The following is a 13,415-nucleotide window of genomic DNA, read 5'->3' on the forward strand; positions in this document are numbered from 1 at the left end:
CCATAAACTTGAAATGACCGCCACCTGAGATCCAATCGGTTCATTTCAACAACTCCCGAAAATACGACCGCCGCCTTCGGGCAGCGTCGGACTGAAGTCCGGCGGGTGGTCTTCCTATGCGAAAGGAAATCAAAATGCCGACTTATTCGGAGGGTCCCGTATTGCCCAGAGAAACACGGCCGGATCGTGATGCAACCAAACGTGAGTATGTCGAAACAGAAGACAAAGTTATCGATCATGACTCCTGGAACTACTCGCTCCCGAAACTCCCTCGCGCAAGCGCGCTTTCTTTGGGCGATATTCGCGGAGTTCTCCCCTTCGATGGGGTTCGGAACCCGAGCGCACGCAGCAATACCTCGCACAAGGTGTTTCTAACCTATCGGACCCCAGCAAATGATTGGAAGCCAAAGGTCGGTATCGCCGAAAGCGCCGCTGAGGCGGCAACAGGGTTAGAGGCGGTGATGTCACGCGAGATCTACGATGTGACGTTTCAACCCCTCACCGTTCACTACCGCGACGAGGATAATGTCCGGCGCTCGTATACTCATGATCTGAAGATCACATTCCGCAATGGGTATAAGCGGCTGATTTTTGTCCGCAATGAAGAAAGCCTCGAGAAGCCCCGTACACAGCGTCAGATCAACGCGATCGTGGCCGCAACGCCCAAACACGCCGCCAACGACATGATTGTGGTCAATGCCAATGACTACACGCGTCAGCGTCGTGACAATCTGATGCGGATGCATCACTTCGTGTTCCAGCCGGATGCTGAGGCTGATGAAGCCCTTTGGGAAACCGCGCTTTCGGTCAAGTCATTCTACTACATGAGGGACCTCTTCCCACACGCGCCCGTTTCAACCCCACGGGCATTTGCCGCCTGCTACCGTCTGATCGCCCGAGGTGCGTTACGCGCCAACCTCGATCATGTGTTGTGGGAACACTCGCGCATTGAGGTGGCAGCATGACGGTGGTTCCACGTTATAACTTCCTTCCCGGAACCGAGCTGACGCTCTTGGAGCGCCCGGTGGTGATTTCCGGACAAGATGCGCACGGATACAAGATGGTCGGCCGTGACGATGGGGTAACCACTGTTCTGCCCTTTGCCAAGTTGGTCGAACAGCTCAAGCTTCCAGGAACGACAATTGATACGGCCATACCCGAGAACGGTGCGCGCCTAAAGCAGCGGCTCGGCGGATACACTTCATCCGCAGCGTTGTCGGAGGAGCAGCGCGAGCTTGGTCGATTTCACGTCGCCGTTTGCCAGGGCATGCTCGCTTATCGGGCGAAAATCCGCGCCGAACGCGGCGATCCAGGCTTTCAGCTATCCGATCGGATTGCGGGTCGCCCGGAGGCACGTCGCTTCATTGCTACCGTTGCGAGTGAAGTATTCGGGAAAAAGGTTCTTATTAACCCGCCTCGGGGCGGGCGCTCAAAGGGTATGTATCTGTACCAGGGGCGCACTTTAATGAAGTATTTCCGGGTTTTTGAAAGCCTGGCGCCAGACGAGTCCCCGATTGATGCTTTGGTCTCATTGGATCACCTCAAGGGCAATCGTACAGACAAGATTGGTCTACAACTTCGAGAACTGATGACCGAGGTTTGGGAAAAGTTCGGGATAGATTATAAGAAGCCCGCTATTTCCAATCTTCATAAACGCCTTGAGACCCGCGTATGGGAAGAAAACAAGAAGCGCCTCCGCAACGACCTGCCCAAACTCATAGTGCCGTCCCACAGGACGCTGCGTGAGCATCTGGACCTTCTCTTAACCCCAACCGAGCAGTTGATCGGGACTGAAGGCCTCAGCCAAGCCCGCAACAAACGCGGGCGTGGAAGCACCGATTTGCGGGCCCTTATAATTGGGGAACTTGTGGAAATCGATGAATGCAAGATTTCCCTCATAGCTTCGGCAAAATTGGCTGGATTCTGGGAGCGCATGTCCGACGGCGAAAAAGAAGCGCTTGAGAACTTGGAGAAGTACATCAAATCCCGGTTCTGGATCTTGGTCATGATAGACGTGGCGACCCGTATGCCCCTCGCCTGGGTGATTTCGGAAACGCCGAATGCAGAAGCCACCTTGGCACTCTTCCGAATGGCAACTCGCGACAAGAGCAGGGAAAAGCGCCTCTACGGATGTAGTGGAGAGCCGGCCGCAGCGGTTGGCCTCATGCACGTGAAGAACGACAATGGGCCAGGCTTGCGCAATTCGACAGCAGTCGGAGCGCTGATGGGCATCGGAAGTATCAACACCGTTACACGGACCTATTCCTCGACGGACCGGTCTGTCATGGAGCGTTTATTCGGGACGCTCGAGATGGACATTTTTAAGCTTTTGCCCGGCTATACCGGTGGCCGGCCGGGCGAACTGCCTGGATACGACGCGAAGGCAAACGGTGTTCTCACGGTCGAGCAGCTCCATGAAATCGTTACACGATATTTAGTCGACGAGTATCCCTCCACCCGGCACTACGGCGTCGGAATGGGCGGCCGCCGCCCCAGTGACGTCTATGAAGCAATCAACGAGACCCGCGGCCAGATACCGCCGATTGATCCGCATGACCGGCGAATTCATCTCGGATGGGAACAAGAAGTCACCCCCACGGATGAGGGCGTCCGGTTATTTCAGGGCATCTGGTTCAACTCCAACGAACTACAGACGAAACGGGACGAATATAGAATTAAAGGAAAAGTGAAGGTCTTCGTCGATCCAGACAATATGAACTCCGCAACTGTTGTATTGCCCAAGGTGAAGGAGCCAGTCGAAGTTCACCTTCAGATGACGGCTTTTGCAGATATGACGCTCCCGGAAATCCTCCGGCTGATGGCCGAACAAAGGCGGGAAGATCCAGAATCTGCAGCCTTCCATGAGGACCGGGTGATGCGTACGCGCAAGCAGCGGTATGACCAGATCGCCGCCATCGGCGTAGAACACAATCTGTCTCGCAGCTACTCGACGATCGCTGAATGCAAAGCCATGGCAAAGGCGGTCTTCTCCGGTGCGCGGGTGATCCCGTCGCAACCGATCCCGGCAACAACACGGCCGGAAGCGATCACAGACCTTCAACCTTCCGAGGGAGTATATCGTATTGGCGATGACGAAGAGCCAATCGACGGGACGGCGGAGATGAATGATCCGGTCGGGATGCTGGGTGAAACAGGACCCAAAGATCCTGCAACGGGCTCACTTGCGACTTCCGAAACAAACGACTCCCAACCGAACTCCGGGCACCCATCGCCGCCCAATACCAGGTCACCGGGCAAGCAGTCGGGGCCCACAGGAGCCTTGTCACGCCCCAAAAACCTGAAAGGTCTGGAATAATGAGCTTTATCAACAAGCATGTAGTCAAGGCGTCTGCGCCTCTGAAGTCGGCCCATTTTCCGTTCCCCAGGGGAGAGAAACTGTTCGATGCGATGTCTTGGTGTACGACGGATTATTATACCAAGGCATCGTCGGGCCAGCCTTTTGAAGCGCGCGGTGTGCTGGTCATCGGCGAGTCGCGCCAAGGCAAGTCCCACGAAATCAAGCGTCTGCGCAAGAAATTCAACGACGGATCGGTCATTATGCCCGACGGTCGTCCCGTAAAGATCATTCATTGCATCCTTTCTGGCAAGGTCACCTGGAAGGACTTGGGTGTGAAGATCTTGGGTCTACTCGGCTATGAATTGAAGGGCCGTCGGACTCAAGCTTACATCTGGGAGAAGGTCATTGAATACGCCGAACTACAGGGTGTTGTCGGTATTCACTTTGATGAGTGCCAACACGTCTTCAGCGATGAGGGAGAGCGAACGAACCAGCAGATACTCGACAGCTTCAAAACGCTCCTGAAGGAGACGCGCTGGCCCCTCATGCTGATCCTGTCAGGCATCCCGAGCCTCGCCATGCATGTTGCCAAAGAGGAGCAGCTGGCCAGGCTGCTCCGAACAGTTCACTTCGAGAGCATCGACGTGACCCAAAAAACCGATATGGATGAGTTGTTGCAATTGACCTTCAGCTACGCGGAGAAGGCCGGGCTCGATATTGGCTCTCTTGCAACAACGGATTTTTTGGAGCGTCTCGCCTTCGCCAGTTGCAACCGCTGGGGACTGGTAATTGAGATGCTTATCGAGGCGTTTACGAACTGCCAGATCCATGGCGACGCGATTTGCTCAACCGAACATTTCTCTAATGCTTACTCAAAAATTTACTCTACCCCAATCGGCTATTCTCCTTTCACCATTCCGAATTATCGGGAAAGCTTTGACCAAGACAAGCTCATGGATATTCTAAAACGAACGCGCTGATTTCTCGGAAATCACCTCAAGCAAAAGGCTCGCTTCGGCGGGCCTTTTCTTTTGCATTCTTCAGCCTTGGGTGCGCACACATATCGTCCCAGCGTGCATGCTTATGGTGTGCGCAATCGCAAGCGCCGGATAAAATCGCATAATATCAAGTAGTTAGATATGGTGATTCGGCTAATGAAGCTGTGAGGTGCGCATTCATATGCCCCATTGGCATTAAATTTATCAATATGTTATAAAAAACCATCTTCGCAAAAATTCATTACACAAACTTGCCGGAAGCAATACGGAAGCAACAGTGCAAGCAATTTGGTGTTGAAAATTTGCAGCACTTGGCGAGTCGTGAACTATCCGACTGGTGTCTTTGAATGCTGGAACTGATGGGAAACTTAGGTTTCGGCTTGCGGGCGCATACCTTCCTTGGCAGTAACTCAACTATGATGAAAGCACCTTTTCTAAGTATTTGCATTCCAACCTATGACATGGGTGGAAATGGCGCGCAGTTTTTAGAGCAATCGCTTACAAAGCTAACGCATCAAAGTTACCAAAACTTCGACGTGGTTGTTTCCGACCAATCAGATGGGAACGACGTAGCGCAAACCTGCAACGCATTTTCAGAGCGTTTAAACATCAAGCACCTCTTTTTTTCTGATGGGCCAAGGCAAGCATCGGCGAATACCAATAACGCGATGCGGCATGCTCAAGGAGAGGTCGTCAAAATACTGTTTCAAGATGATATTTTAGCGCGTCATGATTCCTTGGAATTGACCGCGCAGGCATTTGAGGAGGATGCGGTTTGGGTGATATGTGGCTCGGCTGTCACTTATGACGACCATAACGCGATTAGGCCCATGGTGCCGCAAATGCATCCACAAATACGGTTTGGAAAAAACACGATAAGCAGCCCATCAGTCCTGTCAATGCGGCGTGGGAAAGCACTAGAATTTGATGAACATCTAATTTGGCTAATGGATGTTGAGATCTATCATCGACTGAACAAAACGTATGGCTCACCAAAAATCATTCCTGAAACCTTGGTTTTAAATCGGTTGCACGAGAGACAAGTCAGCAATACTGGCGTTACGGTCGAACTACGGCGCAAAGAGTTGTCCTATGTTCGTCAGAAGCACAAAATGGGTGAAACACTAAAAGATCGCGTGTCATTTTATAAACAAATACTTAAAGCTCGATAATCAAAATTAATTTGGCGGCAGCGTTTGGTTCCAGGAGATTGAACATGATTTCACTTAAACGCACCTTTCATCGAATGCGAGCGAAGTTCATGCGCTTTGTCATCTACAGGGGTTTGAAGGTGCCGATCCACGGAAGTCACGTTATCCGTCCGATAAAGGACCAACTGCTGTCAAAAAAATATGAGGTTCCTGAAATCGAAGCGCTTTTGCAGCTTTTGCGCCCTAATGACCGAGTAATGGAAGTCGGTGTCGGGCTGGGCGTTGTTTCAGGATTGGCTGCAAAAGCACAGCCAGACGCCCGAATAAAGTGTTTTGAAGCAAATCCAGAATTGATTGCGGCCATTGAGGAGTTGCACAACGTTAATGATATTCATTCGGTTGAGTTACATAACGCGATTTTAGTCCCCGGCGTAGGTGGTAAAACCCGTGACTTTCATATCCATCAATCTTTTGCAGAAGGCTCTTTGATCGCCACCGATAAAACATTACACACCGTTCAGGTTCCTACCTTAAGCGTACAAGAAACGTTGGAGAATTTTAAACCTGACGTTCTGGTAATTGACATTGAAGGTGGAGAGGCAGAATTGTTTCCGCAACTTAATCTGACCGGGGTCAGAGCTCTGATTCTTGAGTTGCACCCAGCGCTCATTTCGCGAAGCGCTGAAATTCAGATATATAAGACCTGTGCAATTGCAGGCCTTTACCCTCGTGTCGACCTCTCATCAGCCAATGTCGTTACTTTCGAGTGCGCAACTTAAAATGGGAAATGAGATGAAGCCGAAGTGCAGCCTTCTTGTTCTGACCTATAATCAAGAAGATTTTGTTGCAGAGGCCGTTAAAGCTGCGCTCGCACAGACCTACTCGCCCGTAGAGATAATAATATCGGACGATGCATCCTCGGACCGAACCTTCAGCATCGCGAAAAACTGCGTCAAAGATTATGACGGGCCGCATGAAATTGTTTTAAATCGTAACAAACAAAACATGGGGGTAATTGCTCATACAAACGCCCTCGTCGCTCGTGCAACTGGCGATATTTTGATCCCTGCTTACGGTGATGATGTTTCATATCCGGATCGCGTTGAAAGCATTGTGGCTTGCTTTGAGGCCGAAGGTCCGCTTTTGGTGCATTCTTATGCCGATCCAATTGATGGGAGCGGTAATCCGACATTAAGTCGATATCTCAAGGCAGATTTTTTTCGAACGACTGACGCTTTAGAAGTGGCTACTTCCTTAGCGCACTATCTTGGGGCATCGGGGGCCTGGAGCCGCGCACTTTTTGACACCTATGGGCCGATCCAAAGCCCATTAGTCTTTGATGATCACATCCTTGGTTTTCGCGCCGCACTTGAATGTCGTGTCTCGTTAATACGAAAGCCGCTTCTGGCCTATCGCGACGGCCTAGGCTTATCACATTCTAAAAAGAATGGATTAGACTCAGAACGAAACCGCCAACAACGAAGAAGGTTGCTGCGACAAGCCTTAGCGGTTTTCGAAGAACGTCAGAAAGATGCGCGTTTGTTTGGCTTAAGCAGTAATGACCCTATTTCGCGAAAGCTTATGGCCGCGCTGGATTCGACGGAAACAAGACTAGCCTATTATGATGGTGGAGTGATAAATGCTCTTAGCAAACATCCGCTTGGTGCCGGTCGCGACTTGATCAAAGAGGTTCTTCGCGATTTGCGAAACCGTTAAACAGCGTCTCAGTGGTACATGATGGGCATAACCAATCGAGTTGACCTGCTCCCATTTTAGCCCGAGTTAATACGTTCGCCCTGTTTAAATTTTGGTCCTTTATAAAACATTGACGATACAGCCGCAGGGAGAGCACGTCGAGGCGCGAACGCGAGCGGTGGTGATTGTAGACGTCGCGACATGCCGTAATTATGCGGCAGGCAGGGCGCAGGGACTGGTGTTCTTTCCTGCAATCCGATCGCATCCGTCCTCTGGAGCTTTCGACCAAGCCATTCTGCACGGGTTTTCCTGGTGCGCCATAGTACCAGGCGGCTTTCCGGTCATTCTACCACTTGAGCATGCCAATTAAGGTCAATTCCGTGTCGTTTTCGCTAACCGCAATGCACGGATAACCACGCGATTCCGCGATGCGGTCCAACTCGGGGGAGCCTCGCGCGCCGCCGGTACATGTGTCTACGAGGGCGGTCAGGCATTCGCGGTTGAAGTCGTCGGTCACGTTCAGCGCCCAGAACCGACGCCTATTCTCAAGCGCATCATACATGAAGTCGAGCGAACAACTCTGGTTGCCCCTGTGGGGTCGCAACCAGCGTTCTGTTGGCCACTGCGCGCTTGCGTCCGCCACCTTTACGAACAGTTAATCCTTCTCTAACCAACATCTGAAACTGCGCACCAAGCACATCCGGCAAAGGTGCTAACATGATTCATTTTCCCGAAAAGGATGAACCAGAAGTCATGGGAACCCCTCTTGATTCAGATTTTCAGCCAGGCGATTTACTGCTTAAAAAGCAACGTTTACTTTCCGCTCCAAAGCGATAGAAGAACCTGATGGCACATTTCCCTCATGATACCCTTAACGTGAATACTCTTCCAGACGAAGATATTCGCTACAGCTTTTGCACACTCGTCACCAAGCCAGAGCAATATGCCGAAATGGTCGATAGCTTCCGTAGTCGAGGTTTTGACGGTGACTCCGTCGAGTTCCTTTACGCCGATAATACTCAGGGCAATAGTCACGACGGGTATTCGGGCCTCGGCAAGATGATCCACAAGTCGCGGGGAAAGTATGTTGTTCTAGTCCACCAAGATGTCCTTGCCATAGACAACCGCACGCAACTGGATACTGCGCTGGAGGAATTGACATCGCTCGACCCGACTTGGGCCTTAGCTGGTAATGCGGGTTCTACGATTGAGGGCAAGCCTGCCCGTCGATTAACCTCCGTTATTGGTTATAATGAATATATAGGAAAATTGCCCGCCAAGGTCGAAACTCTTGATGAGGATATTCTGATTCTGCGTCGCGATGCCACCTTGGCCCCTTCATGCGATCTTTCCGGATTCCATTTATACGGCACGGACCTTGTGCAACAGGCGATATTTCGTGGCAGGAGCGCCTATGTCATCGACTTCCATGTGGAGCATCTTGGACTTTCTGAAATCGATGAGGCTTTTATTACCGCGATAGACGCCTTTCGCGATAAATACCGTTGGGCTACACGGCCCAAACTTCTATCTACGCCCGTCACGCATGTAGGGTTTGGTCGCGAGTTTCTAAAATCTTTCCGACACCGCCGAAGGATAATGCATGAGGCTGCTGGTACAAAGCCAATCTTTGATCTCCCGGCGTTACGTCGAAAGTTGAGCGATGCGAAATACCTTATGCGGGATGATGCCCGCGGTGCGCGGTACGATCTGGACGGTACCACCTTTCAACTGCCAAAGCATTCTCCAGTCGCCGCAATCCGCGCCATCCTAGCCGGTAACTATGAAAAGCCCGAACGGGACCTCTCCCGCAAGTGGCTGCCCAAAGATCTGCCAGTGGTCGAACTGGGAGGGGCCTATGGGATCGTGAGCAATTTGCTCCGTAATCATTTAAACCCCGGAACACAACTGATCGTGGTTGAGGCTAACCCCGATCTGATCGACATCTGCAACCGCAATATTGGCGATGTAGACAACGAACACACCACAGTACTAAATGCCGCGCTAGCTTATGACTCAGACGTCGTGCGATTTACCATCACGAACGGGCTGCACACGTCACATGTCGCCACAGAGTGTCGTGCTGACGAGGGCCACGAGATCGAAGTGCCTGCCACATCACTTGTCGATTTATTGAAATCGCAAAAGATTGAAGAGCAATACTGCCTCGTATGCGATATCGAAGGAGAGGAATTCGAGCTTTTCCTGAAGGACAAAGAGGCACTAAAGCACTGCGCCGTCGCAATCGTAGAATTCCATCCTGACCCATTTGTGCGTCGTGGAGTCAGCACCTCAGCTTTCTTCGACCATGTGCGCTCTGTAGGGTTCGAAATCGTGGAAACGCGGGCCAACGTGCTTGTAGCCAAGCGAGCAAATTAAATTATTGACCAATGCGACGACGGCGAGGCGAAGGGACCATTGGCAGTTCAGAGTTTGAGGTCCAATAAAAGGTTCGAATTAGGGGCTTTGGACAATCGGGATCCCCATTGGCTATGCTTTCTGATTCAGACTTCCCAAATGAAGGTTTAAATGAACGGGCAGCGTTTTGTGATTACGGTTCATTTATGGCAGCAGCTTGAGCCGCATTTCCTGGAAAAGGCCAGCGACGCGGGGCCACGTCAAAGGATAATCGCCTGTTTCTGGAAGCAGTTTTCTGGGGATTCGGACCTGCTCACCATGGCGGAACCTGGCAACTGGAACAGCCAGTTTCGACGTTTCCGCAGATGGGTCAAGGCGGGCGTATTCGAGAGTCTTTTCAATGCCATGTGCAGTGACCCCGACCTCGAATACGCGCTTATTGACGCCACCATCGTTCGGGTTCACCAGAAGGCTCCTGGCCCAAAAGAGGACTCAAGCTCAGGCCATCGGGCGCTCGCGCGGCGGCTTGATGGCTAAGATCGTGGCACTGGTCGATGCGCTTGGAAATCTGGTCCGCTTTCTGCTTATGGCCGGCCAGGTTCATGAAATAAAATCTTCGCGCCGCTGATCCGGGATATTTCTTTCGGCGCGCTCATGGCGGGTAAAGCCTTCAATGCGAATTGGCTCCTGGAAGAGCTGGACGCGCGTTGCACAACCGCTGTGATCTCGCCGAGAACCAACCGCTGCATCAGCGTGACCATGACGCCGACGCCTATAAGCGGCGGCATCTGGTCCAGAACTACTCCGCTAAGATCAAGGGTTCATAGGCATAGCGAAACTTTAATACAAAACCGATTGCACCCATACAGCCAATTGGAACCTTGTCGCTGCCTTGATTGCATCAAGATGAATGTCCACACTCCCTAGTTATCAAATGAACCGATACCTATTCTCAGCCTCCAACAGCTTCCTTTTGGCTCGATCGGGGTCAGCCACAATCTCGGATTTGAGTACATGAGCCATTACATCAATTTCATTCCCCAATGCTTCTTGCGGAATGCCCCTTAGTGCCGCCAGTGTGATTGCGTTGCCCAATACTTGCGCTTGCAGAATGCGAATTTGCTCCTCACGATAGACGTCCTTTGCCGTTGGCGCGTCCATATAACTACGCAGTTCGGTCAGGTCGTCCAGTACCGCTTGATGCGCGAGCGCCCATATTGGCGCGACGGGCCAGCCGCTCCGGTTGGTATCAAAAACGTCTGGCTCTTTGTACTGCACCTTTTCAAAGGCTTCTGCCATTATATCGCCGAGCCGAGCATCGAAATCCGCCCATGTCCGAACCTGCCAACGATCTTTCAGCAGGGACTTTCCCGCCCGCACCTCTATACGCCACACACGGCTTTCAGCCGCGTCTGAGCGGTCCAACGGAGGCAACCCATCTCCTGCCAGATTAGCGGCCCAGATATCCCACCAGATTGGCTTGTCCTGAGCAATGATCTGCGCACGCTTATCGTAGATGATAACTTGCCGTCCGGGCATCTTGCCAACTGTTACGGAGGTATACCGACCGGATTTGCCATTGCTGCGCGTATCGGGTGTTCCAGCGTGGTGATCTGCTCGATTGGTTGGGCTTCGCATTGCAAAATTCTCAGGCTCCAGCTCGAAATCTGGAGCGAGGATGTCAACGCAGAAGTCGGCGCGTCCGATACTGACCTGGTCTGTCTTAAAGGGCATCCCCAAGGCGTCCATCGTATCTGCGATGTAAGCTCGCACTTCGCCCAGCCCCTGTGTCGCCAGAAATGTTGAACCGATAGCCACGCGAACGCCCCAAGGGTCTTTGGGGTTCGGCTTCTTGAAAGCCCATTGCGCCCCCAATGGGCCATCCTCAAGGAGGAAGCTGTACCCCTTGCCGCCATACGGTGCGAGGTTGAAATCCGTACCGTTAAAAGTCACTGCCACAGCCTCGCGTGTGCCTTCCGCTGCTTCCTTTTGTGCCGCCAGATATTCGAGCAAATCCGGCGGGATGCTTTTCTGGATGGATAGATGCAGGGTATCGAACCCGCGATGTACTACTCTCATTTCCGCTGTCCTACTGCCTCGTATTTCTGGAGGGGGGTGCTACTATCACCCCCCTCCTTGTGCCATTTCGCCCACTCCGAGCGCGCTTCGCGCGCGGGTCGGGCGCACAGCGCCCTCCCTGCCTCCGGCGGGGAAGCATTGGTTTTGGGGCCGGACGCGAGGCGTCCGGCGGGTAGGCTGGTAAACGTCACGCATCGCTCAACCGTGGGGGAATTGTGGTGACGTAAGGTTGATGACTGAGCACCGCAATTTGCCGTCCTCACCGTCGCGAAAAATGACCTGTAAATGCTGATTCTCATCCAATGCGAAGTGATGGAAAGTCTGCGCGGCGTGATAGACGGCGCATGTAGTCCGGTAATCGCTCTCGGGGTCCATTTGATGCAAATAGCAACCGCCATTGCGCAGTCGCGAACGTGTCTTTGTGCGCATGTGTTGGCGCGTGGTTTGCTCCAAGGGATCGATATTGCTTATCTGCATCGTCTTCGCCTCGACTGTTGCTAAATTTGACAAAGGGAGGGCGCGAGGTGACGACACCTCACGCCCCTTGTTGAAGCCATCCGGCCCCAAAATCCCGCACGGTGCTTCCAACCCCGCACAGGCAAAACTGGTTATCAAGATTACTCTGACGTGTGCGCTACGGTGCGCTCCTCAATCCAAGCCAGCAGGTCTTTGGATCGATAACGAACCGACCGCGCAGAGACCTTTACAAAGCGTGGCCCACCCCCGCGATGCCGCCAATTCTGGAGTGCCCGGACGGAATAGCAAAGCATGTCCGCCGCTTCGTGTTCAGTCATCAAACGGTCTGGCCGGCTCGAAAGGTTTTGGCTTGCCTGCTCATTCATCTGGTTTTGCCTCCCGCTGTTGCACGCCTTACAGCACTCAACATGCATCGGAACAAAACCCATAAAAACGACAATAAATCCCTTTGGAATTTATAGTTAATTGGACCTCTTCTTGGCGTCCTTGAACAGCGGTGAGATGGTCTTGCGAATGGCCTCGTCGCCGGGCATGCCCGGTTGAGTGATGACCTCCGGACGTACATTTTCAAGCCACTTTCGCACAAGCGGATAATGCGAGGTCATGGAGGTTGACAGGTCAATTTCTCCAGCCTTGAGCAATGCTCGAAACGCCTCCTCGATAAATGGCCCTATGGCTGGGCGACCGACTGGACGTGTCGGTTCTGAAGGCTCGGTTTCAGCTTGATTGGACGCTCGAACATCCGTGGCAGGAGGTACTACTGCACGGATTTCCTCTGCATACTGCGAAGGCAAAAAACGCAACTCGACCAGATGCAGCCCGGATACTTTTAAGGTGCCCGTTTCCCAATCCAGCGACTTGGCTGCGCAAATCACTTCCGCTGGGACTTCTGCGGGCAAGTCGGATAACTTGCGGGGTGCCTCGTAAGCCACGGCAACCACAGTCCCTTTACGCAGCCACGCCAGAATCCGAGCCTCGCCTTGCTTGTACAGTGCTTGGCGTGCTTCAACTACTATCGAGAGTTCCGATGCGGCCTCTTGAAAGGCTTCCACGCCCGAGCGAGCCTTGGATAATGACCTTTCAATGTCTGACATGAACGCTGATGCAGCATTCTGCGCAAGAAGGCGATCCAATTCCGTGCGCCCATCTTTGGACAAAGCCATGTAACGCGCCTGTCGCGCGGGAGTGGCCTGCTTCCAAATATTGTAGGCTGCCTCTTCGACCATCTCGGCGTTATCCTCTGTCCATTCGCAAACGCTCTATACAGAGCCGATCCTCTGTATGGCCAAATCCTACCCCCAATCCCTATATATAGCTATATAGAGAGGCAGCGGTTTGAGCTTTCCCTATATGGTATAG

The 13,415-nt window shown here is 52.5% G+C and carries 10 protein-coding genes and 2 pseudogenes; 8 read left to right on the top strand and 4 right to left on the bottom strand.

Annotation, left to right across the window (positions count from 1 at the left end):
* Positions 1–134: 134 nt before the first annotated feature.
* The 6 genes from FDP25_RS05865 to FDP25_RS05890 all read left to right on the top strand — a co-directional run bounded on the left by FDP25_RS05865 (position 135) and on the right by FDP25_RS05890 (position 7,163).
* The gene (locus FDP25_RS05865) at positions 135–965 is read left to right on the top strand and encodes a Tn7 transposase TnsA N-terminal domain-containing protein (RefSeq protein WP_246175775.1); all 831 of its coding nucleotides are present in this window, start codon (positions 135–137) and stop codon (positions 963–965) included.
* Complete coding sequence (locus tag FDP25_RS05870) at positions 962–3,316, top strand: DDE-type integrase/transposase/recombinase (RefSeq protein ID WP_154149826.1); 2,355 nt, start codon at positions 962–964, stop codon at positions 3,314–3,316. The genes FDP25_RS05865 and FDP25_RS05870 overlap by 4 nt, the downstream gene beginning before the upstream one ends.
* On the top strand, positions 3,316–4,278 hold the full coding sequence (locus FDP25_RS05875; protein WP_154149828.1) for an ATP-binding protein: 963 nt from the start codon (positions 3,316–3,318) through the stop codon (positions 4,276–4,278). Before FDP25_RS05870 ends, FDP25_RS05875 begins: the two co-directional genes overlap by 1 nt.
* Positions 4,279–4,643: 365 nt before the next feature.
* A complete protein-coding gene (locus tag FDP25_RS05880; RefSeq protein WP_246175776.1) occupies positions 4,644–5,468 on the top strand; it encodes a glycosyltransferase family 2 protein in 825 nt (274 codons plus the stop codon).
* A 44-nt stretch (positions 5,469–5,512) separates the two neighbouring features.
* Entirely contained in the window at positions 5,513–6,226 is a 714-nt protein-coding gene (locus FDP25_RS05885) for an FkbM family methyltransferase (RefSeq protein ID WP_154149830.1), read from the top strand.
* Positions 6,198–7,163, top strand: a complete 966-nt coding sequence (locus FDP25_RS05890) for a glycosyltransferase (protein ID WP_172982756.1) — start codon at positions 6,198–6,200, stop codon at positions 7,161–7,163. Before FDP25_RS05885 ends, FDP25_RS05890 begins: the two co-directional genes overlap by 29 nt.
* Positions 7,164–7,233: 70 nt before the next feature.
* On the opposite strand, the pseudogene FDP25_RS17200 reads toward FDP25_RS05890, so the two are convergent.
* Positions 7,234–7,807 (bottom strand): annotated as a pseudogene (locus FDP25_RS17200) (integrase core domain-containing protein); the annotation flags it as partial.
* A gap of 181 nt (positions 7,808–7,988) precedes the next feature.
* On the opposite strand from FDP25_RS17200, the gene FDP25_RS05900 reads away from it, so the two are divergent.
* Together FDP25_RS05900 and FDP25_RS17445 are read left to right on the top strand one after the other, a co-directional pair.
* On the top strand, positions 7,989–9,521 hold the full coding sequence (locus tag FDP25_RS05900) for an FkbM family methyltransferase (protein ID WP_154149836.1): 1,533 nt from the start codon (positions 7,989–7,991) through the stop codon (positions 9,519–9,521).
* Positions 9,522–9,721: 200 nt separating this feature from the next.
* Positions 9,722–10,410 (top strand): annotated as a pseudogene (locus tag FDP25_RS17445) (IS5 family transposase); the annotation flags it as partial.
* A gap of 20 nt (positions 10,411–10,430) precedes the next feature.
* Here the strand turns inward: FDP25_RS17445 and FDP25_RS05915 are convergent.
* The 3 genes from FDP25_RS05915 to FDP25_RS05925 all read right to left on the bottom strand — a co-directional run bounded on the left by FDP25_RS05915 (position 10,431) and on the right by FDP25_RS05925 (position 13,282).
* Positions 10,431–11,579, bottom strand: a complete 1,149-nt coding sequence (locus FDP25_RS05915; RefSeq protein ID WP_154149842.1) for a hypothetical protein — start codon at positions 11,577–11,579, stop codon at positions 10,431–10,433.
* 617 nt (positions 11,580–12,196) lie between these two features.
* Positions 12,197–12,484, bottom strand: a complete 288-nt coding sequence (locus tag FDP25_RS17385; protein WP_343031967.1) for a helix-turn-helix transcriptional regulator — start codon at positions 12,482–12,484, stop codon at positions 12,197–12,199.
* Between the two features lie 33 nt (positions 12,485–12,517).
* A complete protein-coding gene (locus FDP25_RS05925) occupies positions 12,518–13,282 on the bottom strand; it encodes a hypothetical protein (RefSeq protein WP_154149844.1) in 765 nt (254 codons plus the stop codon).
* Between the last annotated feature and the right edge of the window lie 133 nt (positions 13,283–13,415).

It is taken from the genome of Roseovarius bejariae, assembly GCF_009669325.1.
GTDB lineage: Bacteria > Pseudomonadota > Alphaproteobacteria > Rhodobacterales > Rhodobacteraceae > Roseovarius > Roseovarius bejariae.